This window comes from Cupriavidus sp. 05T42 (assembly GCF_056396345.1).
Genome location: NZ_JBFTLH010000016.1, coordinates 95542 through 120753, shown reverse-complemented (window position 1 = coordinate 120753; position 25212 = coordinate 95542). Strand labels below are relative to the sequence as shown.

Here is a 25212-nt window from a genome sequence, read left to right as displayed (position 1 = left end):
TCCTGGGTATGGGTGAGATGCCTGGGGCGCGGGGCGCGCGCCTGACCCGGGAGAGTTACCAGAACTTGTGTGGCATTTCTACCATAGGGCCGGACTGGCTATCTGGATTGCACGCCGCCCTGGTCCACCGCCGCACTGGCCAGCAGCACGAGATCGGCGATGGCCTTGCCGCCTGCCGAGATATGCGTCCGCATGGCCTCGGCGGCGACGTCGGCATGGCCCGCCAGCACCGCCTCCACCACATGCCCGTGCTCGCGGTGGGAGCTGGGCACGCGGGCGTCGTTGATCAGCCCCTTCTTCTGCCAGTAGATCGCCAGCCGGCGGCGCAACTGCACGATCTGCTCGGACAGGAACGGATTGGCTGCCGCCTGGTACAGCACGTCGTGGAATTTGCGGTTGGCCTCGATATAGCCGGCGGTATCCCCGCGCTCGACGTGCTCGGCTGCCGCTTCGTGCGCATTGGCCAGCACTTTCTTGCCGGCCGCCGTAATGCGCTGGGTTGCCAGCCGCGCCACCACGCCCTCCATCTCGGCCAGCGTCTCGAACATCGCCACCAGTTCGGCGGCGGTCGGCTGGTGCACGAACATGCCAGCGCGCGGCACGATGGTCACCAGCCCCTGAGCGGCCAGCATCAGCAGCGCCTCGCGCACCGGCGTGCGCGAGCTCTCGAACGCGTCGGCCAGCGCCTTCTCGTCGATCTGTGCCCCCGGGGGCAGCGCGCCGGTCTGAATGGCCGACACCACGTTTTCTCGAATGCGATCCTGGAGTGATTGCACGGGTATACCCTCTTTTGTTCCGGATAGAAAATATCTGTAGGCTTCGTGAATATATCAAGACGACCGGGAGATATTTCGGAATGGATGATAACTCGCCTCTGCTCACTGTGGACGGCCCCATCGCCACCCTCGCGCTACGCCGCCCCGAGGTGGCAAACCGGCTCAATTCAGGTGATCTGCGCGCCATACGGCATCACATCGAGGCGGTCAACGAGATGGAGCGCGTGCTGGTGCTCCGCTTCGTCAGCGCCGGCAAGTATTTCTGCAGCGGCTACGACATCGGCTCGCTGGCCGGCAAGGCCGACGAAGGCGCGCTGAATTTCGGCGAAGTCATGGACGTCATCGAAGCCGCCCGCCCGGTCACCATCGCCGCCATCAACGGCGGCGTCTACGGCGGCGCCACCGATCTTTGCCTGGCGTGCGACTTCCGCATCGGCGTGCCCGGCTGCGACATGTTTATGCCGGCCGCCCGCCTGGGCCTGCATTTCTATCGCGGCGGCATGGCGCGCTACGTCTCGCGGCTCGGCCTGAACGCCGCCAAGCGCCTGTTTCTGACCACTGACCGGATCGACGCCGCCACCATGCTGGACATCGGCTTCCTGACCGAGATGGTCGAGCCGGAGGCGCTCCACGCGCGGGTGGACCAGTTGTCCACCCAGCTTGCCGGCATGGCGCCCATCGCCCTGCTCGGCATGAAGCAGCACCTCAACGCGCTGGCGCGCGGCACGCTCGATGCCGACGCGCTGGCGCGGGACATCCATCGCTCGGAGATCTCGGCAGATCTCCGGGAAGGCGCGGCGGCGTGGAAGGAAAAGCGCCAGCCGGTATTCAGCGGCAAGTAGCGATACAGCTACCCGGAGGAGACACACACCATGAAAAAGACCCCCGTATCCACGCAGTCACTGGCCGCCCTGGCCACGTTGGCCCTCGTCGCCACCGCGCTGCCTGCACAGGCTTCGCCGCAGACGGCGTACCCGACCAAACCCATCCGCCTCGTCATCGGCTTTCCCGCCGGCGGCGGCGCGGACAACACGGCACGGCTGTATGGCGATGCGCTGAGCCGCGAACTGGGCCAGCCCGTCATCGTCGACAACCGGCCCGGCGCGGGCACCACCATCGCCGCCGAGTTCGTCGCCAAGGCGCCGGCGGACGGCTACACGCTCTACATCGCCACGGCCAGCCTGATGGGCKGCGACAAGGTGCTCTACAAGAACATCAAGTACGAGCCGTCCGATTTCATCCCCATCACCCGGCTGGTGGCGGCGCCGATGATCCTGGCCGTCAACAAGGACATCGGCATCCGCAATGTGGCCGACCTCGTGGCGCAGGCCAAGGCGCACCCGGGCTCGCTGAACTATTCGTCCTCCGGCAACGGCGTCATCACCCATCTGGCCGGCGTCTACTTCACCAAGCTGGCCGGCGTGAAGATGACCCACGTGCCGTATAAGGGCGGCGCGCCGTCCGCGCAGGCCGTGGCCGCCGGCGACGTGCAGCTCACCTTCGGCACGGCGCCGTCCGTCAAGCCGATGATCGACACCGGCAAGATCGTGCCGATTGCCGTGACGTCCGCCCAGCGCTCGCCGGCCAACCCCCAGTTGCCGACCATTGCCGAAGGCGGCGTGAAGGGCTACGACCTGTCCGCGTGGTACGGCCTGTTCGCGCCCGCCAAGACGCCGCCCGAGATCATCGACAAGCTCTACGCGGCCACCGCCAAGGTCATGGCCAACCCCGAACTGAAGAAGAAATTCCTGATGCAGGGCGACGAAGTGGCGGTCTCCGCCTCGGTGGCCGAATTCCAGGAATACGCGGCGCGCGAAGGCCGGATCGGCGTGGACCTGGCGGTCTCCAGCGGCGCGAAGATCGATTGAATGACATGGAGCATGCAATGACAAACCCGGCCAATTCCACCCCCACGCCTCCGGCGGGCCAGAGCCTGCTGCCGCTGGCGGGCCTCACGGTGGTGGATCTCACGCGGGTGCTGTCCGGCCCCTACTGCACGATGATGCTGGCCGACCTTGGCGCCCGCGTCATCAAGATCGAGCACCCCAACGGCGGCGACGACTCGCGCCAGGTCGGCCCGTTCGTGGATGGCGAGTCGGCCTACTTCGCCTCCATCAACCGGAACAAGGAATCGATCGCGCTGGATCTAAAGCAGGCCGACGACCGCAAGGTGCTCGAAAAGATGCTGGAGTCGGCCGACGTGCTGATCGAGAACTTCCGCGCCGGCGTGATGGAGAAGCTCGGCTACACCTGGGCGACGCTGCACGCGCGCTACCCGCGCCTGGTGTTCGCGTCGATTTCCGGCTTCGGGCAGACCGGCCCCTACCGGAACCGCCCCGCCTACGACATGGTGGTGCAGGCCATGGGCGGCCTGATGAGCGTGACTGGCGAGGCCGGCGGCAACCCGGCGCGCGTGGGCGTATCGATTGGCGATATCGGCGCGGGGCTGTACGCCACCATCGGCATCCAGTCCGCGCTGCTCAAGCGCGCGGCCACGGGGCTGGGCGAACGCGTGGACATCTCGATGCTCGACTGCCAGGTGGCGCTGCTGGAGAACCCGATCGCACGCTACTCGGCCACGGGCGGCGTGCCGAAGCCGCTGGGCACACGGCATCCGTCGATCACCCCGTTCGACATGTTCGCCACGCGCGACGGCTTCATCGTCATCGCCGTGGGCAACGATGCGCTGTTCACCACACTTTGCGCGGCGCTGGGGCGCGAGGAATGGGCGCGCGACCCGCGCTTTGCGACGGTGCCGGCCCGCAACGAGCACCACGCCATCCTGAAAGAGGCGCTGGAAGCCCGGCTGGCCGATGCCTCCACCGCGGAGTGGGAAGCTGCGCTGGAAGCCGCCGGGGTGCCGCATGGTCCACTCAACGGCGTGCCGGAGCTGGTCGAGAACGCGCACGTGGCGGCGCGCGGCATGCTGCTGGACATCGGCATCGGCGATGGCAAGGCGCTGCGCGTGGCCGGCAACCCGATCAAGATCGGCACGGCGGACGCACTCTCTGGCGTGCGCAACCCGCCGGCGCTCGACCAGGACCGCGCCCGGCTGCTGGCCGAGTTCCGGGTGTAGGCCCCGCTAATCAGGGTTCGCGCGCGTAACTAACCGGCCTTGCCGTGACGGGCAAGGCTCGTAAATGACAGTTGCACAATCAAACAGAATGTCAGGTGCCTCGACGCTACAGTGGTCACTCCCATGCCTGTAGGCGTTTTAGGAGGTACACGAATGAAGCAACATCTGGCGAAATCCCTGTTGATGGCTGGTGCGATGATCGCGTCTTATCCGCTGCTGGCGCAGCAGACGCTGCCGGCCCAGCCGATGCAACCGGCGCAACAGGGTCAACCGCCGATGCAGTCGGCCGCGCCGTCCCCGGTGGGCGTGCAGCAAGGCGTGCCGCCTGCTGCACCCGACACCTATGCGCAAGGCTCCGGCCAGTCGGTCCAGTACGGCGTGCCGCCGTCGGCTGGCGCGCCCATCGCGGCAACCGTCGCCCCCGCCCCCACCATGAGTCCGGCGATGGACCCGAGCGCGGCAGCGAACACCACCTTGCCGCCCGACGCACTAGGCTCGCGGCTCGGCCAGCGCAGCAGTTTCCTCGACGGGGCCTGATCCAGCCCGTTCAGCCCGGCACGCCGAGGCACCGCGCTGGTGCCCCGGCGTGCCAGCGCTCACCGCCGGAACCACAGCATCGACAAGGCGCAGGCCGCCACCAGCAACACCACCGACGCCGCCGCCAGCAGCGCGCTCACCTCGGTTTCCTTGCGCTCCATCGCAAAGCGGGCACTGAGCTGGCGATAAACCTGACTCAGGTCGGCCGCCGACCCGGCCTGGAAGTACTCCCCACCCGTCATCGTCGCCACCGCGCGCAGCGCCGGTTCATCGAGCTGCATGAAGTAAGACAGGTTCGATTCCCCCGCCGCGCCGCCCTGCGTCGACCCAAATCCCACGGTATAGACACGCACCCCGCGCTGGGCCGCCATGCGCGCGGCTTCCGCCGGGTCCGGGCCGGTGGTGCGGCGCCCATCACTCAGCAGTATCACCGCGCCGTGCCGGTACGAGCCCGGCTGCACCGCCTCCCGCTCCTGATCGCGCTTGCGCGCGGCATCGGCCGACGCGGCCTCGTCCAGCGAGCGCGGGCCGCGCCCGGGGCGGGCCGACATGCCATTGAACAGGATGTCCTCGAGATCGATGCCATCGTCGGGAAACAGCACCGCCAGCGCCTGGATCAGCCCGCTGCCGGTGGCCGTGCCACGCTGGAGCTGGAAGCGCTCGATGGCGTCGAGCATGTCCTGCCGGTTGTTGGTGGGCGGCAGCACCACCGTGGCAGTCGTGGCGAAGGACACGATGCCCAGGCGCACGCTGGCCGGCAGGCCGATGATGAGGTCCCGCGCCGCCTGCTGCGCGGCGCTGATGCGTGTGGGCGCCACGTCGGTGGCTTCCATGCTGCGCGAGGTGTCCATGGCAAGCACCAGCGTGACGGTGTCCGATGGCAGGGTGATGGTGGCGCTGGGGCGCGCGCAGGCCAGTAGCGCCAGGGCCAGCGCCACGAAGTACAGCAGGGGTGGAATATGGCGCCGCAGGCGTTGGCGCGTGCCAAGCGCGGCGCGGGGCAGCGTCAGGCTGGCATAAAGCAGCGCGGTCTTCTTACGCCGTGCCAGCAGATAGAGATAGGCCGCGGCCAGCAGCGGGAGCGCCAGCAGCAACCAGAGCATTTGCGGCCAGAGAAACTGCATGCCCTGCTCCTTGGCGCGTGAGTGAGAACGATGGTACTGTATTTTCCAACGGCGGGACGGGACCTCGGGAGCAGCAATGAAACGGGTGACGATCTACGGATGGCTCTCGGCGGCAGTCGCGCTCGTTTTCTCCTTGGGTGTGGGCTCCGCCTGGCTGATGCAGCCCGCCCCGGCGCGCGCACCCACGCAGGCAGACATCGACTCGGCCGTGCTCCATACGCTGCAAACCAAGAGCCTGCCGTCGCGCACGGCGCGCGCCGCAGAGGCGGTGCGCGAGTCGGTGGTGGAAGTCCGCAGCTACGCGCCGGGGGAAGACAAGGCGCAACCGGCACCGGCGGCGCCCAACAGCAAGCCGGCGCCATCCGCCAAAGCCGCCAAACCTTCCCCGAAATCCTCGCCAAAATCCTCCACGCCCGCGCCCGCTCCGGCCCCCGCCCCGCCGCGTGACGAAATCGCCACGGAAGGCATGCCCGACCACAAGACCGAAGAGCGCCAGATCGGCACCGGCGTGGTCGTGACCGAAAGTGGCATCGTCATCACCAATCACCACGTCATTGCCGATGCCAGCCGCGTGGAAATCCGCTTCCACGACGGGCATGTCGCCGAGGCGTCCATCCTCCAGGCGATTCCGGAAAAGGACATCGCCATCCTGCAGGCCAAATCCATCCCCGACGACCTGCCGGCGGCCACGCTCGGCTCCAGCCGGGAGCTGGCGCCCGGCGCCGAAGTCGTGGCGGTGGGCTTTCCGTTCGGCATCGGCCCGTCCGTCTCCGCCGGCGTGGTGTCCGGGCTGGACCGCCAGTTCATCTCGCCAGACAACAAGCAGAAGCTGGACAAGCTGATCCAGTTCGACGCCGCCGCCAACCCGGGCAACTCGGGCGGGCCGCTGGTCAACATGAACGGCGAGGTGGTGGGCATCGTCACGGCCATCCTCAACCCCAACAAGGACGGCACTTTCCTCGGTATTGGCTTTGCCATCACCATCGAAAGTGCCGGCGCATCCATCGGATCTTCCCCCTTCTAGACGCGGAGGCCTATGAACGACGAAGCCCGGAGCGCTGCGGACAGCGCCAACCTGATGGAACGCCTGCTGTACGAGGTGAAGCGCGTGGTGGTGGGGCAGGACCACTTCCTGGAGCGGGTACTGGTGGCCGTGCTGGCTGGCGGGCACCTGCTGGTGGAAGGCGTGCCGGGCCTGGCCAAGACGCTGACCGTCAACACGCTCGCCCGCACCATGAGCGGCACGTTCAAGCGTATCCAGTTCACGCCGGACCTGCTGCCGGCGGACCTGGTCGGCACGCGCATGTACAACCAGGGCACCGGCGAGTTCTCCACCGTGCGCGGGCCGGTGTTCGCCAACCTGCTGCTGGCCGATGAAATCAATCGCGCCCCGGCCAAGGTGCAGAGCGCGCTGCTGGAAGTGATGCAGGAGAAGCAGGTCACCATCGCCGGGGAGACGCATCGCGTGCCGGCGCCCTTCCTCGTCATGGCCACCCAGAACCCGATCGAGACCGAGGGCACCTACCCGCTGCCCGAGGCGCAGGTGGACCGCTTCATGATGAAGGTGCTGGTGGGCTACCCGAGCGAGGAGGAGGAGGTCGTCATCGTCAATCGCGTGACCGGCCCGCGCATCCATGTCGGGGCGATTGCCACGCCGGAGCATCTGGTCGAATTGCAGGAAGCCTGCCGCAAGGTCTATGTCGACCCGGAACTGATCCAGTACGCGGTGCGCGTGGTGGCGGCCACCCGCAAGCCCGGCAACTACGATCTCGCCGACATGGATCGCTACGTGTCCTTCGGCGCCAGCCCCCGCGCCACCATCGGCCTGATCGAAGGCGCCCGCGCGCTGGCCTTCCTGCGCGGCCGGCACTATGCCGTGCCCGAGGACGTGGTGGATCTGGTGCCCGATGTCCTGCGCCACCGGCTGGCGCTCTCCTATGAAGCCATGTCCGATGGCGTGACGGCGGACCAGTTGATCGCACGCATCCTCAAGGCCCTGCCGGTGCCGGAGCGGCCGCTGGAAACCCATGCTCGGGCGGCTGTTCGCTAGGCGCCGGGCCGGCGCGGACGGCATTGCCGCCGCCGCCCCGCTCCCGCCGGCCCCCCCGCCTGCGGAGGCKCCGCTGGGCGGCCCGCGCGTCAGCCAGACCGAGGCGCTGGTCMGCCGCCTGGAATGGACCGTGGTGCGCCGGCTGGACGGCATGCTCCAGGGCGACTACCGCACCCTGTTCCGCGGCTTCGGGCTGGATCTTGCCGATCTGCGCGAATACCGGCCCGGCGACGATGTGCGCCACATCGACTGGAACGTGACCGCGCGGCTGCAGACGCCGCATGTGCGCGAGTTCCAGGAAGACCGCGAGGTGGCAGTCTGGTTCCTGCTGGACCTGAGCGGCTCGATCGACTTCGGCTCGGGCAGCGTGCGCAAGCGCGACCTGCTGAACGATTTCACCACCGTGCTGGCGCTGCTGCTGACGCGCTATGGCAACCGGGTAGGCGCGGTGTTCTACGGCGGCGCGGGCGAGATCGCCACCTCGGTGATCCCGGCGCGCGCGGGGCGCCGCCAGTTGCTGCACCTGCTCGACCGCATGCAGGCCACGCCGGCCGCTTCGCCGGGCGACACCCGGCTGCGCGACCTGCTCGAACGCGCGCGGTCCGTGGCGAAACGCCGCTCCGTGATGTTCGTGGTCTCCGACTTCATCAGCGCGCCGGGCTGGCAGGCCTCGCTCGCCATGCTGGCCCGGCGCCACGAAATCGTCGCGGTGCGGCTGGTCGATCCGCTGGAAGTGGCCCTGCCTGATCTTGGGCTGGTGGTGCTGCAGGATGCCGAAACCGGCGAGCAGATGTTCGTCGACACCCATGACCCGGCCTTCCGGAAGCGCTTTGCGGCCGCCGCGGAGGCGCGCGAGGCGGAGTTGCGGCAGGGCTTCGCGCGGGCCGGCGTGGAGTGCCTGACCCTGTCGACCTACGCCCGGCTCGATCTGGCGCTGCTGCACTTCGCCCGGCAGCGACGCCATCGGCAAGGGGCCGCGAGCGGCGCGGGGGCATCATGATCGATGCGATGAGCCGCCTGCCCCTCTTCAGTTTCCTGTGGCCGGAAATGCTGTGGCTGCTCGGCTTCGTGCTGGTGCTGGGGGCCGGCTATGTCTGGCTCGATGCGCGCCGGCGCCGCGCAGCGGTGCACTATCCCGCGCTGCGCAGCGTCGGCCTGACCACCACGGGCGGCGCCGGCTGGCGCCGGCACGTGTCGCCCGGGCTGGCGCTGCTGGCCCTGAGCGCGTTGATCTTCGCCATCGCCCGCCCGCAGGCCGTGCTGATGCTGCCGTCCCGCATCGATACCGTCATGCTGGTGATGGACCTGTCCGGCAGCATGCGTGCGCAGGACGTGAAGCCGAGCCGCATTCGCGCCGCCCAGCAGGCCGCCAAGGTGCTGCTGGACGCCCAGCCCTCGGGGGTCAAGGTGGGCGTGGTGGCGATGGCCGCCACGGCCGCCGTGGCGCACGCGCCCAGCCGCAACCGGGAAGACGTGGCCAGCGCCATCGACCGCCTGAAACCGCAGGGCGGCACGGCTCTCGGCAACGGCCTGCTGATCGCGCTCACCACGCTGCTCCCGCAGGCCACCCCCGACGCCGCGCTCCTCATGGACGACGACATCCCCCCGCAGAAGACTGCCGATGCGCTGGGTAGCGACGACGACAAGCGACCCGGCTCCTACGCCTCGGGCGCCATCGTCCTGTTCTCCGACGGCGAAAGCAACGCCGGCCCGGCGGTGGTCCAGGCCGCCCAACTCGCCGCCGCCCACGGCGTCCGCATCTACACGGTAGGCGTGGGCACGACGGACGGCGTGGTGCTCTCGGTGGACGGCTGGTCGGCCCGGGTCAAGCTCGACGAAAAGGTCCTGAAACAGGTGGCCGACGTGACCRGCGCCGAATACTTCCGCCTGGAAGATGCCAGCCAGCTCAAGAAGGTCTACCGCGCCCTCAGCGCCAAGCTGGCGTTCGACAAACGCAACCAGGTGGAAATCACCGCCTTCTTCGCCGCGCTGGGCGCCCTGCTGGCCGGCTGCGCCGGGTTGCTGTCGCTGTGGTGGTTTGGGAGGGTGTTGTAATTTCTCTCTTGACAGAAATTACTGAAGCAATAGAATGCGATCCATGGAATTGAAACCGATCGCAGAACGCTTCGTGCTCCACTGGGGTGAAATGGGCTCGCGCTGGGGCGTCAACCGCACCGTGGCGCAGATCCACGCCCTGCTGTACCTGGCCGCCCGTCCGATGGACGCCGAGGAAATTACCGACACCCTGGGCGTGGCCCGCTCCAATGTCAGCAACAGCCTCAAGGAACTCCAGTCCTGGCATCTGGTGAAGGTGGTGCACCTAAAAGGCGAGCGCCGCGACTTCTTCGAGACGTCGAGCGACGTCTGGGAGCTGTTCAAGCTGATCGTGGCAGGCCGGCGCCAGCGCGAGATCGACCCCACCGCTGTGGCCCTGCGCGAATGCCTGGACAATCCCGCCCTCGAGGACGAGGACGCTGGCACCCGCGAGCGGATTGCCGAAACCCTGAAGTTCATCGAGACCATGAGCACGCTGGCCGATGAAATGCTGCGACTGAAACCGGAGACGCTGATGAAGACGCTGGGCCTGACCGCCAAGATCAGCAACGCCGTGCGAAGACGATCCTGAAGCCACCACGACGAACGGGCGACTGCCCGTTTCTTTTTCACGCAGTATTTCTGTCTTTACTGAAAAAACAGTATGAACGAGATCACGAACCACTTCCCCACCCGCAGGAGGGTGCTGGTCTGCGGCGCATCGGGCTTCATCGGCGCGGCAATCTGTAGGCGGCTGGAGCAGGCAGGCCATGAGGTGGTGCGGGGGGTCCGCACCCCACGATCAGACCGCGACATCGCCATCGATTTCAGCAAGGACACCACCGTCGAGGCCTGGCTGCCCCGGTTGGCGGGCATCGACGTGGTCGTGAACGCGGTCGGCATCATCGTCGAAAGCGCCCAAGCCCGGTTCGACGACCTGCACCACCGGGCGCCGGCAGCCCTGTTCCAGGCCTGCGCCCAGGCTGGCGTCCGCCGCGTGGTCCAGATCTCGGCGCTCGGCGCCGAGCAGGGCGACACGCCCTACTTCCACTCCAAGCATGCCGCCGACGAGGCGCTGCGGGCGCTGCCGGTGGAAGCCGTCGCATGGCAGATCCTGTATCCCTCGCTGGTCTACGGCGACGAAGGCACGTCGGCCGCCATGTTCCGCACACTGGCGGCGCTGCCGGTGGTGCCGATTCCCGCCCTGCCAGACGCGCGGTTCCGGCCGATCCACATCGACGACCTCGTCGCCATCGTGGAAGTGGCGATCGACCCGGCCACCCCGCCCGGCCAGACGCTTGCCTGCGTCGGCGGCAGCGAGGTCTCCTACCAAGGCATGCTCGACCACTACCGACGCGGCATGGGATTGCCGTCAGCGCACTGGCTGACGGCGCCCGCGCCGCTGATGGCGATGGCTGCGGCGCTCGGGCGATTTGTCCCCGGCGCTGCGCTCACGCCGGACAACTGGCGCATGCTGCAGGCCGGATGTACCGACGACGACGCGGCCATTACGGCGTGGCTTGGTCACCCGCCCCGGCGCGTGGACCAGTTCATCGCCCCGGCCCAGGCGGAATCCCTGCGCCATCGCGCTATCGCCACCTGGCGGCTGCCGCTGTTGCGCGCGGTCATGGCCATTGTCTGGATGGCCACGGCCTTCATCACGCTGTTCGTCTATCCGATGGAAGACAGCCTGGCGCTGCTGGGCGCCACCGGCATTCACGGCATGCCGGCGACGGTCGCCCTGTATGGCGCTGCCGGGCTCGACCTGGCCATGGGTGTGGCCTGCCTGCTGTATCCGCGCCGCGCGTTATGGGTCGCCCAGGCAGCGCTGATCCTCGGCTACTCGGCAGTCATCGCCGTGGCGATGCCGGAGTTCCTCGCCCATCCGTTCGGGCCGGTGCTCAAGAACCTGCCGATCCTCGCCATTCTGCTGATCCTCTACATGGAGCCGGAATCATGGAATACCTCGCCATCAAGGTGATTCACGTCATCTCGTCGGTGTTGCTGGTCGGCACCGGATTCGGGACGGCGTTCTACCTGTTCTTTGCCAACCGCTCGGGGTCCGTGGAGGCCATCGCGGTGGTATCCCGGCTCGTCGTCCGGGCGGACTKGTGGTTCACCACGCCGGCGGTCATCATCCAGCCGCTGACCGGTGCGTACATGCTCCATGTGGCCGGGTTTCCGCTTACGTCCACGTGGATCCTGGCTTCCGGCGCGCTGTACCTGTTCGCAGGCGCCTGCTGGCTGCCCGTGGTCTGGTACCAGATCCGCATGTGCCGGATGGCCATCGCCGCGCATGACAACGGCACGGCCCTGCCCGATCTCTACTGGCACTACGCGCGCCGCTGGGAGTTGCTCGGCTATCCGGCCTTCACCGCGATGGTGGTCGTGTTCGCGCTGATGGTGATGAAGCCAATGTAAGGGGAAGGCTGGCCGCGCCTGTGCAGCCCCCGCACAAATCCTGTGCGGCGCATGGCGTTGTAGTGCAGCGTGGCGGTACCTAGACTGGCGCCTCTTTCCTGAGGAGCCTGTTGCATGAACTTCCATCTGCCACGCTATTTGCGCTTCGCTACCGTCGGGGTCTCGCTCGCCGTATCGGCCGCATCGGCCGGCGCCGCCGGGGCGAACCCGCATCCGGGTATCCGCGCGATTCTCGGCGCCCAGCCCATCGACCATCTCGAGGCCAGCACCACCGCGCTGGTCATCATCGACTTCCAGAAGGAATACTTCTCCGGCCGGCTGCCCATCCCGGACGGCCGGCGTGCGCTGGCGCAGGCGCAGCGGCTGGTGGCGTTCGCGGATCAGGCGCGGATGCCGGTGTTCCAGGTGCAGCATGTGGCGCCGGCCGGCTCCGCCTTGTTTGCGGCCGATGGGGACACGGTGTCGTTCGAGCCGGGCATGCTGCCGCGCCCGCAGGACACCGTGCTGCGCAAGCAGACCGTGAGCGTGTTTGCGAGTACCGATCTCGACCGGCGCCTCAAGACGCTGGGCGTGAAAACCGTGATCGTGGCGGGCCTGATGACGCATGCCTGCGTGGCCGGCGCGGCGCGGGACGCGGTGCCGCTCGGCTATCACGTTGTGATAGCATCGGACGCCTCCGCCACGCGCGATATCGTGCGGGCCGACGGCCAGAAGGTCGACAAGGACGCGCTGCATCGCGCCGCGCTCGCGGAGATCGAAGACACCTTCGGCGATGTGATGACCACCGCCGACATTACCCGCCTGCCGCTGCGCTGAGCGGGTTCACGGAACGCCCTGCGGGGCGTTTCTCATTTGGCCGGACACATCGATACTTCATGGATCAGTTGCTTGCCATGCGCATCTTCTGCTGCATCGTCGAGACCAAGGGGTTCTCGGCGGCGGCGGAGCGGCTCGACATGTCGCACTCCACCGTCTCGCGGCAGTTAAAGCAGCTCGAAGCCGCCATGGGCGTGCAGCTGCTGAACCGCACCACGCGCCGCTTCGCGCTGACCGCGGCGGGCGAGCGCTATCACCAGTACAGCCTCGACATCCTCGCGCGCCTGGACGCCATGACAGCGGCGATGACCGGCGAACGCGAGCATCTCGCCGGGCCGCTGCGGGTGACAGTGCCGCTGGCCATCGGCACGCTGGAGCTGCCGGACTGGCTGCCGGCCTTCCAGGCAAGCTTTCCCGATATCGCCCTGGATCTGTCGTGCAGCGACCACTTCGTGGATCTGGTAGCCGAGCGTTTCGACGTGGCACTGCGCATCAGCAGTACACCGCTGGCCGACAGCAGCCTGATGGCGAAATCGCTGACGGCATCGGACACGGTGCTGGTGGCGTCACCGGCCTATCTGGCACGGCACGGCCTGCCGGTATCGGCGGCGGACCTTGCGCAGCATGCTGTGCTGAGCTTCACGGGCGCAAACCGCACCGGCGAATGGACGCTGACAGCCCCGGACGGGGCTGTCGAACACGTGGGTGTACGGGGTGGCATGTCGACCGATACGATCACCGCGCTGTACGCGGCGGCGTTGGCCGGCACGGGCATCGCGGCATTCACCGAACGCACCGTGCGTGCCGAACTGGCCCGGGGCGGGCTGGTTCGCGTGCTGCCGCAATACCGGCTGGGTACCAGCCACTACTACGCGCTGTATCCCCACACCCGACATCTCACGCCGCGTGCGCGCGCCTTCGTCGAATTCATGGCGGCGCACTATCGGATGGACGACCGGGCAGATTGAATCGGCTTACCGCGCCAGCCGCCTGAGCGTCTCGTCGGTGTCCCAGAGCGCGTTGGCGATGTAGCGGAAGTTGACCAGCGCCGCATGGTAGCCGTCACCCTCGGGCAGCTTGGGGCCGGCCACGGCATCGCGCACCACCGCCACCTCGAAGCCGTGCTCGAGCAGGTCGCGCAGATGGGACTCCACGCACAGGTTGGCCGCCATGCCGGCGAGGATAACCTGATCCACCCGCTGCTTGCGCAACTGCAGGACCAGATCGTTGGCCTGCGGCCCATAGAGCTTGTGGGTCGAGCAGATGATGGTGTCGCCATCCTCGATATAAGGCTTCAGCTCGGGCATGAAGTCGGCGCCCGAGTCACGGAAGCCCTCCAGCGTCAGCGCGCCGGGGCGGTCGAACATGCCGACGGCATGCTGGAACATCTCCGCCGGACCCGCCACCTTCCACTTGTGGTCGTGCGGAAAATAGTAGTGCGGAGAGATGGCGACGCAGATCCCGGCCTGCTTCGCCGCCGCGAACAGGCGGACGAGGTTGGGCACCAGGTTCTGCTCGGTCACGCTCTCCCCCACCACGCCCCAACTCCGCCCTTCGGGACTCATGAAATCGACCTGCGGGTCGATCACGACCAGCGCGGTACGCGCGAGGTCCAGCGTCAGGTCGGCGCTGGGCAGGCCCGGCTCGGCCGGGTCCTTGTAGGCAGGGTTGGCATTGCACATGGTGGGGGCCTTTCAGGTGAAGTTGCGCAGGTCAGCTGCGGATAAACGCCAGCAAATCGGCGTTGAATTTCTCCTTGTGGGTGTCGGTCAGGCCGTGCGGCGCGCCCGGGTAGACGATCAGCTTGGAGCCCTTGATCAGCTTCGCCGAGGCGCGGCCGGCGGCGTCGATCGGCACGATCTGGTCGTCGTCACCGTGGATGATCAGCGTCGGCTTGTCGATCTTCTTGAGGTCTTCGGTGAAATCGGTTTCCGAGAAGGCCTTGATCGAGTCCAGGGTGTTCTTGTGTCCGCCCTGCATCCCTTGCGCCCACCAGGCATCGATCAGCCCCTGGGACGGCTTGGCGCCCGGACGGTTGTAGCCGTAGAACGGGCCGGACGGCACGTCGCGATAGAACTGCGAGCGGTTGGCGAGCTGGGCCGCGCGCAGGCCGTCGAAGACCTCCACCGGCAGGCCGTTCGGATTGGCCGGCGTCTTGACCATCACCGGGGGCACGGCCGAGACCAGGACGACCTTGGACACGCGACGCGTGCCGTGGCGGCCGAGGTAGCGCGCCACTTCGCCGCCGCCGGTGGAGAAGCCCACCAGGATGGCGTCGCGCAGGTCGAGGGTTTCGATCACCGTGGCGAGGTCGTCGGCATAGTGGTCCATGTCATTGCCCTCCCACGGCTGGCTCGACCGGCCATGGCCACGACGGTCATGCGCCACGGCGCGGAAGCCCGAGCTGGCCACCAGCAGCATCTGCGACTCCCAGCTATCGGAATGCAGCGGCCAGCCATGACTGAACACCACGGGCCGACCCGATCCCCAGTCCTTGTAGTAGAGCTGCGTGCCGTCGCGGGCGGTGATGTAGCTGCCGTGCGGCTTGCCCGCTGCCGAGGCGCTGGCCCCCTTGGCGGCCTGTGCGGCTTCGGCGCCGCCGGGAATGCTGGTGGCCACCAGCGCGGAGGCTGCGGCGGCGCTGCCGAGCAGCAGGTTACGACGTGACACGCGATTCGGGAGACTCTGATCGGAAGACATGGCGAAGATCCTTGTTTTGCTGCGAGGTTGAGAATCGGGGGTGAACGACAGTGCGCTTGTTGCTGGTTTCCATTGAACAACGAAAACGCCCGCAGGATTGGTGCCTCTCCGGCAACACCGTGCGCGCCGGCGGGGCACTACCGGCGTGCGGGGCCGACCGCTACCTTTGGTATCAGGCAACCGGCCTGTCGTCGGGGCCGATGTTCAGCCCCGGCCATGTCGTCCGGGCGAAGGTTGCGGAGAAGCAATGATGGCGAAGCCAAAGACGCGTACCGTGCCGGCCTGGGTATGCCTTGGCGTGTTGGGCGCAGCGGTATTCCTGCCGGGCTGCGCCAGCATGAAGGGGCTCAAGACCCAAGCTACGGTCGAGGACCCCAACCGCCTGGCCGCCACCGCATCGCTCGCCGACACGCCCCTGTCGCCGGCCGCCTGGCCGGACCGCGCATGGTGGGAAGGCTTCGGTGATCCGCAGCTCACCGCGCTCGTGGAAACGGCACTGGCCGGGCAACCCACGCTGCGCATCGCCGCCGCGCGGGTGCGCCAGGCCGATGCGCTCGCCGGCCGCTCCGAAGCCGCCTTGTATCCGCAGGTCAACCTGGACGCGCGGACCACGCGCCAGCGCTTCAGCGAGAACGGCCTTGTGCCACCCCCGCTCGGCGGGAGCTGGAAATGGGCCAGTGACGTGCAGCTCGGTCTCGGCTACGAACTCGACTTCTGGGGCAAGAACCGCGCCGCGTTCGACGCCGCGCTGGACCGCGTGCGCGCCGCCGAGGTCGACTACCACGCAGCGGAACTGATGCTGACCACCTCCGTCGTGCGCACCTACCTGCGGCTCGATGCCGCCTACGCCCAGCGCGCGCTGACCGAGCAGACCTACCGCCAGCGCCAGAACACGTTCGACCTGACACGCCGGCGCGTGGATGCGCAACTCGACTCGGCCTTCGACATGAAGCAGGCCGAAGCCGCCCTCCCCGCCACGCGCGAGCGCCTTGCCGCCATCAACGAGATCATCGCGCTGACCCAGAACCAGCTCGCGGCACTGGCGGGCAAGGGGCCGGATGCCGGCGCCGACATCCGCCCCCCGCAACTGCGCGACCGCTACGCGGCGGCGGTGCCGGCCACCCTGCCGGCCGAACTGATCGGCCGCCGGCCGGATGTGGTGGCGCAGCGTTGGCGCGTGGAAGCGGCGGGCCACGACATCCGCGCCGCCAAGGCCGAGTTCTATCCGAACATCAGCCTGAACGCCTTTGCCGGGCTGTCCAGCCTGAGCCTGTCCGACTTCTTTACCGCGGGCAGCCGCACCCTTGGCATCGGCCCGGCGCTATCGTTGCCGATTTTCGACGGGGGCCGGCTGCGCGCCAACCTCGGCGTAAGGCAGGCCGAGTACGACGCCGCAACGGAGCAGTACAACGCCACGCTGATTACCGCGCTGCACGATGTGGTCAACCAGCTGGTGTCCCTGCGCTGGCATGCCGAGCGCGCCGACGAGCAGCAACAGGCGCTGCGACTGACGCAGGAAGCCTATGACATGGCCGTGTCGCGCTATCGCAGCGGCGTGGGCAACTATCTGCAGGTGCTGTCGGCCGAGGGCCAGGTCCTGCAACAGAAGCAATTGCTGATCGACCTTGAAACCCAGGAGCGTACGTTGCACCTCGAACTGATCCGCGCGCTGGGCGGCGGGTATGACACCGCGACAGCGCCGGCCCAAGGCGCCGGTGCGGCCACCCGGAGCGCATCATGAATCCCGCCAGCCAGCCCACGCCCGCGCAAGCCACCGCCGCGCCGCCCGTCGACCTCCGTCCGGCACGGCGCCGGCGCATCGCCGGCGGCGTCCTGCTCGTCCTCCTGCTTGCCGGCGCCGCCGGCTATTGGCTGCAATACGGCCGGGACCAGGTTTCCACCGAAGATGCCTATGTCGAAGGCAACGTGGTGCAGGTCACGCCGCAGGTCAGCGGCGTGGTCACCGCGATCCTCGCCGACAACACGGATCTGGTCGCCTCGGGCGTGACCCTGGTCGAACTCAATGGCGTGGATGCCCAGCTGGCGCTGGCGGCCGCGCAGGCCCAGCTCGCCCGCACGGTGCGGCAGGTGCGCGGGCAGTTTGCCGCAGTCGGCCAGGATCGCGCCAATGTGGAACTGCGCACGGTCGACTTGGCGCGGGAGCAGGAGAACATGACGCGGCGCTCGGCGCTGGTCGCCAGCGGGGCGATCTCGGGCGAAGAACTGATCCATGCGCGCCATGCTGTACGCGCCGCACAGGCCGCCCTGACCATGGCCAGCGAGCAGCTCAAGCGCAACCAGGCGCTGGTCGAGCGGACGTCGGTGGGGTCTCACCCCGATGTGCTCGCCGCCGCCGCGCAGGTGCGCAATGCCAGCATCGCCCTCTCGCGCACGCGCATCCTGGCGCCGGTGGGGGGCGTGGTGACCAAGCGCTCGGTGCAGGTGGGGCAGCGCGTCAGCCCGGGCGTGTCGATGATGTCCGTGGTGCCGCTGGATCACCTGTGGGTCACGGCCAACCTGAAGGAGTCGCAGTTGCGCGATATCCGCCTCGGCCAGCCGGTGACGCTGACCACCGACCTGTACGGCCGGCGGGTGGTGTACCACGGCCGGGTCATCGGGCAGGACGCCGGCACCGGCAGCGCGTTTGCGCTGCTGCCGGCGCAGAACGCCACCGGCAACTGGATCAAGGTGGTGCAGCGTGTGCCGGTGCGCATCGCGCTGGACCCGGCGGAAGTGACGGCCCACCCGCTACAGATCGGCCTGTCGATGAAGGTCGCCGTCGATACGCGCGCCCGGGACGGCAAGCGGCTGGTGGCCATCGACGCCTCCAGCCAGAACTACCGCACCACGGTGTTCGCGGACGAACTGGCGCGCGCCGAAGCGCACGTGCGCCGCATCATCGACGACAACTCCTAGGCGCGCCATGACCTCCGCCATGCCTTCCGCCATGCCCTCCGCGCCTCCCCGACGTCTCCTGCTGACGATAGGCGCGCTGACCACGATCGACTTCCTCCAGAACGGCATGGTGGCCTTCTCCGCCGCGCCGATCATGGGCGAGATCGGCGCGAGCCCGGACCAGTACAGCACCGTCGCGGCGGCCTACGCCAGCGTGGCGGTGGTGGTGATCGCGCTGCAGCGCTGGATCGTGGAGCGCGTGGGATGGCGGCGCTACGTCCAGGGGTCGCTGATGGCGGCGGCGCTGGGGGCGCTCCTGTGCGCCCATGCCGACAGCTACGAGACCTTCCTGGTCKCCCGCATGGTCATGGCGCTCGGCTGTGCCGGCATGGTGACGTCGTCGCGGCTGACCGTGAACCTGATCCCGCCCAGCCCGGCGCGATTCTTCGGCATCAAGGCGCTGGCGTCCGGCGTGTGCTGCGGCATGGCGCTGGCACCCTGGCTGGCCTCCGCCATCGTCAGCGCGGACCGCTGGCCGCTGATCTTCTGGCTGGTGGCCGGGTGTACGCTGGCGCTGCTACCGGCCACCAGCGTCCTGCCGGAGGCCACGGCGCCGCCCGCGCAACGCTCGGACGCCCATCCGATTCGGCTGGCCGCGCTGGCCGTGGGCAGCTTCCTGGTCCTGTATGTGCTGCAGCGTTCCTACTACGATTTCTACGCGGACCGGCTCTGGCTGGTGATCGGCGCCATCGCGGGCGGCACCGCCCTGCTCGGCTTCATCTGGACGGAGTCCCGCAGCGAACGTCCGCTGCTGCGGCTGCGCCATCTGGTCGAGCCGCGTTACCTGTGCGGGCTGGCGCTGTTCACGTTCTGCTACGTCACGCTGGGCGCGAATGGCTACCTGCTGCCCATTGTCCTGCAGCGCTCGCTCGGGCATGCCTGGTCCACCGCCGGGCAGTTCTATGCGATGGGGTTGTCGGCGGGCGTGCTCACCTGGCTGACCGTCTCGCGCCTGCTGCCGCGCTGGCCCAGTCCGCGCAAGTACTTCGTCGCCGGCTTTCTGTCGCTGGCCATCTCGGCCTGGATGATGAGCCGGATGCCACCCGCGCCCGACCTGTGGGGCCACGTGCTGCCGGCGCTCGCGTTCTACGGGGTCTTCATCATGATCCTGATGCCGGTGACGGCCATGCAGACTTTCAGCGGCGTGGCGCACAACGAGTCCGTGTTCTCCAACGCGCAGCAGACCAAGAACATGCTCGGCCAGCTCGGCCAGGCGCTGGGCGTGACCATCGCCACGGTGGGCCAGCAATGGCTGACCACGCGGCACTACAGCACGCTGCATGACACCATCCACCTCAACAGCCCGCAGTTCCAGGACGCCCACGCGCGCTTCACGGCGGCGATTGCCGCGTCGTCCGATCCGGTGCGCGCCGCCGAACTCGCCACGGCGCAGATCGCGCAGGTGCTCGCGCAGCAATCCGCCCTGCTGGCCAATCTTGACCACTTCCGCGCGCTTGCCGTGGTGGCCGTGCTGGCCATCGTCGTGAGCCTGACCCAGAAGGTGATCCGCTGAGCGCCCCGCTTGCTGGCCTCGGCGCACGCCCTTCCCATTGACTGACGCATCAGATACATTGACGGCTCCTGGCTTTTCCGAGGCGCCGTGAAACACTACAACCGCGAGAACTTCCGATTGACGCAGAGCGTTGGCTTCCATCTGAACAAGGCCCGCAACGGGCTGCTGATGGAGATCGACGCGGCGCTCCGTCCGCTGGACATCACCGGCCAGCAGATGGGCATCCTGCTGTCGCTCACGCAGGGCGCGGCCAGCACGCCGCTGGAGATCAGCAAGCTGCTGGAGATCGACACCGGCCTGATGACGCGCATGCTCGACAAGCTGGAGAGCAAGGGTATGCTGCAGCGGCAGCGGAGCGAGGCAGACCGGCGCGTGGTGAACCTGATCGTGACCGACAAGGGCCGGGACGTGGCCAGCCGCGTGCCCGACATCGCCCCGGATGTGCTGAACCACCGCCTGCGCCATTTCTCGCGGGAGGAGTTCAGCGAGTTCCTGCGCCTGCTGCACAAATTCTCCGAAGCCGCCTGAGCAGCAAGGGGTGGCCCTCAGTGGGCCGCCGCAGCAGCGCTCGACATCTTGCCCTTCGCAGGCCGGGTCAGCCAGATCAACGGGATGATGGCGACGAAGATCACCGCCGAGACCCAGAAGATATCGTTGAGCCCGAGCATGATCGCCTGCGCATTCATCCCCCGTTCGAAGAACGCCACGGCCTGGTCCGGCGACAGATGCATGGCCGTCTGGATCGACTCGAGCGCGGTCGTATAGAGCGGATTGCCCGGGCCGGCCTGTTCCGCGAGCCGGGCGTGGTGGAGCACCGCGCGATCGTTCCACACCGTGGTGGCCAGCGACGTGCCGGCCGCGCCGAAGAAGACCCGCACGAAGTTCGACAAACCAGCCGCAGCCGGAATCTTCTCCGGCGGCAGGCCGGAGAGGATGATGGCCGTCAGCGGCACGAAGAACAGCGCCATCGGAATGCCCTGCAGCAGCGTGGGCAGCACCAGCGTGAAGGTATCCACGCCGGTCGTGTATTGCGAGCGCATGAAGAACACGGCGGCAAAGCCCAGGAACGCCAGCGTCGCCAGCACACGCAACTCGGCCTTCGGCAGCAGCTTGCCGACCACCGGCGCCAGCAGCACGGCAAAGATGCCCAGCGGCGCCGTGACGAGACCCGCGTTGACCGCCGGATACGCCAGGTACTGCTGCATCCACTGGGGCAGCACCACGAGGTTGGCGAAGAACAAGGCAAAGCCCACCGAGATCGCCGCCGTGCCCGCCAGGAAGTTGCGGCCCTTGAACAGGCGCAGGTCGATGATCGGGTCAGGCTCGGTCAGCTCCCAGATCACGAAGAAGACGAAGCTGAGCAGCGCCACCACCCCAAGGCCGATGATCACGGGCGAGGCGAACCAGTCGAGATCCTTGCCCTTGTCGAGCATGATCTGCAGCGACGCCACCCAGGTAATCAGCGAGGCCAGGCCGACCATGTCGATCGGCAGCTTGCGCACCGGTGATTCGCKGTCGCGATAGACCGCCCAGGTCACGGCGGCGGCGAACAGCCCCACCGGCACGTTGATGTAGAAGATCCACGCCCAGGAGTAGCTGTCGGTCATCCATCCGCCCAGCGCCGGGCCGGCAATCGGCCCCACGGTGGCCGTCATGGCCCACAGCGCCAGCGCCTGCGAACTCTTCTCCTTCGGAAACGAGCCGAGCAGGATGGCCTGCGACAGCGGAATCAKCGGCCCGGCCACCGCGCCCTGCAGGATGCGCGCGGCCAGCAGCGCGGTCAGGTTCGGCGCGATGCCGCACAGCCATGACGCCAGCACGAACAGCAGCAGCGAGCCGACGAACAGCCGGATCTGCCCCACGCGCTGCGTGAGCCAGCCGGTCAGCGGAATGGCCACGGCGTTGGCGGCGGCGAACAGCGTGATGACCCACGTGCCTTCATGGACGGACACGCCGAGGTTGCCGGAGATGGTCGGAATCGCCACGTTGGCGATCGACGAATCCAGCACGTTCATAAAGGTGGCGAGCGCCACGGCAAAGCTGCCCAGCACCAGCCTGCCGCCGGTGAGCGGCGGGGGCGGCTGGAAGGGGGTCGCGGTAGACATGATGCGGCTCCGGTTGCGGTGATGGCTGGGGGATGGCTGGGTTACGACGCGGTGCGCGCGGGGGTCTCACGCTTGCGCGCCGCGCTTTGCTCGCCGCCCTGCCCCCGGTTGCGCGCGATGATGCGGTCGATCTCGGCATCCGCTTCGGCGCCGTACTGCCGGAACACGTCCGTGCTGTACGTGGTGCGGACCGGGGCGGCGTTGCGCGTGGGGTTGCGTGTGGCGTCCAGGGCATCGCCACGCGCCTTGGTTTCCACATCCACCTGCATCGACAGCCCGATCTGCAGCGGATGGGCGCGCAGTTCGGCCGGATCGAGGGCGATCCGCACCGGCAGGCGCTGCACCACCTTGATCCAGTTCCCCGTGGCGTTCTGCGCCGGCAGGGCCGAGAACGCGCTGCCGGTGCCGGCCGAGAAGCCGACCACCTTGCCGTGGTACGTCACCGTGCTGCCGTAGAGGTCGGCATGCAGTGCCACCGGCTGGCCGATGCGGATGTGCTTGAGCTGGACTTCCTTGAAGTTGGCATCCACCCAGACGCCGTCCAGCGGCACGATGGCCATCAGMGGATTGCCCGGCGCCACCCGCTGCCCCACCTGCACGGAGCGGCGCGCCACATAGCCGGTGACCGGCGCCGGCAGCGTATTGCGGGCATTGGCGAGGTAGGCGTCGCGCACGCGTGCGGCGGCGGCCTCCACGCTGGGGTGGTCCGCCACGGCGGCCCCGTCGGTCAGGGCATGGTTCGAGGCGAGTTGCTGGCGGGCCGTCTCCAGCGCGGCTTCGGCGGACTTGACCGCATCGCGGGCATGGGCGATGTCCTCGACCGCCACGGCGCCGGACTCGGAAACCGCCGTGCGGCGGCGCAGATCGTCACGCACGCGCGCCACATCGGCCTCCCGCTGCCGCACGGTGGCGGCCAGCACATCGTTGTTGATATAGAGCGCGCTCACCTGCCGCACGGTCTGGCCCAGCGCGGCCTCGGCGTTGGCCAGCGCAATGCGGGTATCGGCAGGGTCCAGCGTCACGACCGGCTCGCCGGCCCGCACGACCTGCGTGTCGTCGGCGTTGACCGACACCACGGTGCCGCTCACCTGGGGCGTCAGTTGCACGAGGTTGCCGTTCACGTAGGCATCGTCGGTGTGTTCGTGGAACCGGGCCACCCCGTAGTAGTAGGCGCCATAGCCTGCGGCGGCCAGGAGCGTGGTCAAACCCAGCAGCGCCAGCAGGCGCTTGCGGGAAGACTTCGGCGCGGTGGCGGACGGCTTGTCAGCGGAGGAAGGAGTCGAGGTCATGAGAGGGTCTGTTATCGAAGGAAGGGGGCGATCAGCGGGCCGCCGCTGTCTGTTGGGTGTGGGCGACGGTCTCGACGGTCTGGGCGGTCTGGGCGGTCTCGGTGTACCCACCGCCAAGCGCGGTAGCCAGCGCGATCTGCCGGTCGCGGCGTTGCATGCGCAGGTTGGTCACCACCTGGCTGCTGGCCAGCGCCGTGGTCTGGGCGTTGAGCACGGTCAACTGCGTGGTCAGGCCGCCCTGGTACTGGGCCATCGCCAGCCGGAGCGCGCGCTGCGCGGCCTCGTCGGACCGCGTGGCGTTGACCAACTGCGCGTCCACCGCGCGGATATCGGCCAGTTGCGTGGCCACATCGGTCAGCGCCTGGATCAGCGTGTCGTTGTAGTTCGCCACCGCGAAGTCGAACTCGGCATAGCGCCCCTTGAGCTGCGCACGCAGCGCGCCGCCGTCGAAGATCGGCAGATGGATGGCCGGCCCGGCCGATGCCGTGCGGCTCGCCGCGCGCAGGAAGCGGCCCCAGCCAAAGGCATCGAGGCCGATGGCCGCACTCAGGTTGATATCCGGATAGAACTCGGCCTTGGCCACCTTGATGTCGTGCGTGGTGACCTCCACGCGCCAGCGCGCGGCCACGATGTCCGGGCGGCGCGAGACGAGGTCGGCGGGCAGGTTGGCCGGCAGATGGATCTCGTCGCCCACGCCAAGCGTGGGACGTGCGATGGCCAGGCCGCGATCCGGCCCCTGCCCGAGCAGCGCGCCCAGTTGATAGCGGGTGCGCTGGATATTGCCTTCCAGCGCGGAGACACTGACTTGCGCGGCGGCCAGATTGGCCTCGGCAGTGCGCAGCTCGACTTCGGTATCGAGCCCCATCTTCACCCGGCCCCGCGCCACGCGCAGCACTTCGGTGCGCTGGCCGACTTCGTCGCGCGCAATGTCGAGCAGGGCGTAGAGGCGCCCCAGCTCGTTGTAGCTGCGGGCGATGGCGCTCGTCAGCGTCAGGCGCACCTGCTCGGCTTCGGCCTCGCTGGCGTGCACCGTCGACACGGCCGAGCGCAACGCCTCACGGTTCTTGCCCCACAGGTCCAGCTCGTAGCTGGCGCCGAGGAAGGCCTTGTTTTCCGATTGCCAGCTGCCGGCGAACGCGGGCGGGATAAAGGTGCTTTCGGTCAGGCGCTGGCGCGTCCAGCTATAGCCGGCCCCCACCTGCGGCAGCGTATTGGCGTTGGCGGTTTCGCTGAACGCCACCGCCGCCGCCACGCGGGCGCGGGCCTTGTCGAGTGTCGGGCTGTCTTTCAACGCTTCCGCGATCAACGCCTTGAGTTGCGCATCCCCGAACTGGTCGGCCCAATCCGCCGCGGGCCATCGGCCCTGCTCCGCCGGAAGGCTCTGCGTGGTGGCGTATTGGCCGGGCTGCGCCATCTGGCGGTCGCTTCGGATGCCGGCATAGTTCGCACAGCCCGCCAGCACCGCGACCACGAGGGTCGACAGCACTGGCCTGGCCAGGCGACTCACCCCGCGCGGCATTCCCTTAGATTGCTCGAACATTATCTGACCTGTCAGTTAATCATGCAAAAAAGTGGCGCAGCGTGGGCTTTTCGTACAATTTGGCCGTGCTGCGCGTTATTTGCCTGAACAATAATTGACAGGTCAGCAAAAAACAAKCCTTAATTGGACTTTGTGCGTGCACGGTGACGAAGGCGACAATAAATGCCTGATATGTCACTTATGTGGCAGTAACGTGTCCGTCATCTCAGTCGTTCCGGTTTAGCGCTACCATCTGAACCGAATTCCCGCCGCAGAACATCAGATTCGCACTTCCCG

Annotated in this window: 25 protein-coding genes; 18 read left to right on the top strand and 7 right to left on the bottom strand. The window is 68.0% G+C overall.

Features of this window, described 5'->3' with window-relative positions; all coding sequences use genetic code 11:
* Positions 1 to 98: 98 nt before the first annotated feature.
* A complete protein-coding gene (locus AC1EJR_RS20615) occupies positions 99 to 776 on the bottom strand; it encodes a GntR family transcriptional regulator (RefSeq protein ID WP_092295149.1) in 678 nt (225 codons plus the stop codon).
* Positions 777 to 856: 80 nt separating this feature from the next.
* Between AC1EJR_RS20615 and AC1EJR_RS20610 the strand changes: the two genes are divergently transcribed.
* The 4 genes from AC1EJR_RS20610 (at position 857) to AC1EJR_RS20595 (ending at position 4389) form a co-directional block, all read left to right on the top strand.
* On the top strand, positions 857 to 1618 hold the full coding sequence (locus AC1EJR_RS20610) for an enoyl-CoA hydratase/isomerase family protein (RefSeq protein WP_477113243.1): 762 nt from the start codon (positions 857 to 859) through the stop codon (positions 1616 to 1618).
* 30 nt (positions 1619 to 1648) lie between these two features.
* A complete protein-coding gene (locus AC1EJR_RS20605; RefSeq protein WP_477147483.1) occupies positions 1649 to 2644 on the top strand; it encodes a tripartite tricarboxylate transporter substrate binding protein in 996 nt (331 codons plus the stop codon).
* Positions 2645 to 2661: 17 nt separating this feature from the next.
* Positions 2662 to 3852 (top strand): CaiB/BaiF CoA transferase family protein, encoded by a 1191-nt coding sequence (locus AC1EJR_RS20600; protein WP_477113242.1) that lies wholly within the window; start codon positions 2662 to 2664, stop codon positions 3850 to 3852.
* Between the two features lie 153 nt (positions 3853 to 4005).
* Positions 4006 to 4389 carry a hypothetical protein gene (locus tag AC1EJR_RS20595; RefSeq protein ID WP_092295157.1) on the top strand — a complete coding sequence of 128 codons (384 nt, stop codon included), beginning with the start codon at positions 4006 to 4008 and terminating at the stop codon, positions 4387 to 4389.
* A gap of 59 nt (positions 4390 to 4448) precedes the next feature.
* Here the strand turns inward: AC1EJR_RS20595 and AC1EJR_RS20590 are convergent, their stop codons facing one another.
* On the bottom strand, positions 4449 to 5513 hold the full coding sequence (locus AC1EJR_RS20590) for a VWA domain-containing protein (RefSeq protein WP_092295159.1): 1065 nt from the start codon (positions 5511 to 5513) through the stop codon (positions 4449 to 4451).
* A 76-nt stretch (positions 5514 to 5589) separates the two neighbouring features.
* On the opposite strand from AC1EJR_RS20590, the gene AC1EJR_RS20585 reads away from it, so the two are divergent.
* The 9 genes from AC1EJR_RS20585 (at position 5590) to AC1EJR_RS20545 (ending at position 13802) form a co-directional block, all read left to right on the top strand.
* Positions 5590 to 6537 (top strand): S1C family serine protease, encoded by a 948-nt coding sequence (locus AC1EJR_RS20585; protein WP_477110037.1) that lies wholly within the window; start codon positions 5590 to 5592, stop codon positions 6535 to 6537.
* A gap of 12 nt (positions 6538 to 6549) precedes the next feature.
* Entirely contained in the window at positions 6550 to 7563 is a 1014-nt protein-coding gene (locus tag AC1EJR_RS20580) for an AAA family ATPase (RefSeq protein ID WP_441645765.1), read from the top strand.
* Positions 7541 to 8563, top strand: a complete 1023-nt coding sequence (locus tag AC1EJR_RS20575; RefSeq protein ID WP_477147482.1) for a DUF58 domain-containing protein — start codon at positions 7541 to 7543, stop codon at positions 8561 to 8563. The genes AC1EJR_RS20580 and AC1EJR_RS20575 overlap by 23 nt, the downstream gene beginning before the upstream one ends.
* The gene (locus AC1EJR_RS20570; RefSeq protein ID WP_477147481.1) at positions 8560 to 9618 is read left to right on the top strand and encodes a VWA domain-containing protein; all 1059 of its coding nucleotides are present in this window, start codon (positions 8560 to 8562) and stop codon (positions 9616 to 9618) included. Before AC1EJR_RS20575 ends, AC1EJR_RS20570 begins: the two co-directional genes overlap by 4 nt.
* Positions 9619 to 9661: 43 nt before the next feature.
* Positions 9662 to 10189: a GbsR/MarR family transcriptional regulator gene (locus AC1EJR_RS20565; RefSeq protein WP_441592511.1), complete on the top strand. Its 528-nt coding sequence runs from the start codon at positions 9662 to 9664 to the stop codon at positions 10187 to 10189.
* Positions 10190 to 10261: 72 nt separating this feature from the next.
* A complete protein-coding gene (locus tag AC1EJR_RS20560) occupies positions 10262 to 11578 on the top strand; it encodes an SDR family oxidoreductase (protein WP_441592510.1) in 1317 nt (438 codons plus the stop codon).
* The gene (locus AC1EJR_RS20555) at positions 11551 to 12018 is read left to right on the top strand and encodes a DUF2269 family protein (protein ID WP_477147487.1); all 468 of its coding nucleotides are present in this window, start codon (positions 11551 to 11553) and stop codon (positions 12016 to 12018) included. Before AC1EJR_RS20560 ends, AC1EJR_RS20555 begins: the two co-directional genes overlap by 28 nt.
* A gap of 114 nt (positions 12019 to 12132) precedes the next feature.
* Positions 12133 to 12834 (top strand): cysteine hydrolase family protein, encoded by a 702-nt coding sequence (locus AC1EJR_RS20550; protein WP_092295170.1) that lies wholly within the window; start codon positions 12133 to 12135, stop codon positions 12832 to 12834.
* 59 nt (positions 12835 to 12893) lie between these two features.
* The gene (locus AC1EJR_RS20545; protein ID WP_441592509.1) at positions 12894 to 13802 is read left to right on the top strand and encodes a LysR family transcriptional regulator; all 909 of its coding nucleotides are present in this window, start codon (positions 12894 to 12896) and stop codon (positions 13800 to 13802) included.
* A 6-nt stretch (positions 13803 to 13808) separates the two neighbouring features.
* Here the strand turns inward: AC1EJR_RS20545 and AC1EJR_RS20540 are convergent, their stop codons facing one another.
* Both AC1EJR_RS20540 and AC1EJR_RS20535 read right to left on the bottom strand, forming a co-directional pair.
* Positions 13809 to 14516 carry a cysteine hydrolase family protein gene (locus tag AC1EJR_RS20540; protein WP_441592508.1) on the bottom strand — a complete coding sequence of 236 codons (708 nt, stop codon included), beginning with the start codon at positions 14514 to 14516 and terminating at the stop codon, positions 13809 to 13811.
* 31 nt (positions 14517 to 14547) lie between these two features.
* The gene (locus tag AC1EJR_RS20535) at positions 14548 to 15534 is read right to left on the bottom strand and encodes an alpha/beta fold hydrolase (protein WP_092295178.1); all 987 of its coding nucleotides are present in this window, start codon (positions 15532 to 15534) and stop codon (positions 14548 to 14550) included.
* 56 nt (positions 15535 to 15590) lie between these two features.
* Here AC1EJR_RS20535 and AC1EJR_RS20530 point away from each other — a divergent pair, with 56 nt between their 5' ends.
* The 5 genes from AC1EJR_RS20530 (at position 15591) to AC1EJR_RS20510 (ending at position 20530) form a co-directional block, all read left to right on the top strand.
* The gene (locus tag AC1EJR_RS20530) at positions 15591 to 15785 is read left to right on the top strand and encodes a hypothetical protein (RefSeq protein ID WP_143093902.1); all 195 of its coding nucleotides are present in this window, start codon (positions 15591 to 15593) and stop codon (positions 15783 to 15785) included.
* A complete protein-coding gene (locus AC1EJR_RS20525) occupies positions 15782 to 17275 on the top strand; it encodes an efflux transporter outer membrane subunit (protein ID WP_477113240.1) in 1494 nt (497 codons plus the stop codon). Before AC1EJR_RS20530 ends, AC1EJR_RS20525 begins: the two co-directional genes overlap by 4 nt.
* A complete protein-coding gene (locus AC1EJR_RS20520) occupies positions 17272 to 18450 on the top strand; it encodes an HlyD/EmrA/EmrK family protein (protein ID WP_092295182.1) in 1179 nt (392 codons plus the stop codon). The genes AC1EJR_RS20525 and AC1EJR_RS20520 overlap by 4 nt, the downstream gene beginning before the upstream one ends.
* A gap of 7 nt (positions 18451 to 18457) precedes the next feature.
* Positions 18458 to 20002, top strand: coding sequence for an MFS transporter (locus AC1EJR_RS20515; RefSeq protein WP_477147480.1), 1545 nt, complete (start codon positions 18458 to 18460; stop codon positions 20000 to 20002).
* A gap of 87 nt (positions 20003 to 20089) precedes the next feature.
* Positions 20090 to 20530 (top strand): MarR family winged helix-turn-helix transcriptional regulator, encoded by a 441-nt coding sequence (locus AC1EJR_RS20510; protein WP_092295184.1) that lies wholly within the window; start codon positions 20090 to 20092, stop codon positions 20528 to 20530.
* 17 nt (positions 20531 to 20547) lie between these two features.
* Here the strand turns inward: AC1EJR_RS20510 and AC1EJR_RS20505 are convergent, their stop codons facing one another.
* From AC1EJR_RS20505 to AC1EJR_RS20495, 3 genes are read right to left on the bottom strand one after another with little or no spacing between them, the layout of a single operon-like run.
* Positions 20548 to 22107, bottom strand: a complete 1560-nt coding sequence (locus AC1EJR_RS20505; RefSeq protein ID WP_477147479.1) for a DHA2 family efflux MFS transporter permease subunit — start codon at positions 22105 to 22107, stop codon at positions 20548 to 20550.
* Between the two features lie 41 nt (positions 22108 to 22148).
* Positions 22149 to 23396: an HlyD/EmrA/EmrK family protein gene (locus AC1EJR_RS20500; RefSeq protein WP_092295190.1), complete on the bottom strand. Its 1248-nt coding sequence runs from the start codon at positions 23394 to 23396 to the stop codon at positions 22149 to 22151.
* Between the two features lie 31 nt (positions 23397 to 23427).
* Complete coding sequence (locus tag AC1EJR_RS20495; RefSeq protein ID WP_477113287.1) at positions 23428 to 24915, bottom strand: efflux transporter outer membrane subunit; 1488 nt, start codon at positions 24913 to 24915, stop codon at positions 23428 to 23430.
* Positions 24916 to 25212 lie beyond the last annotated feature (297 nt).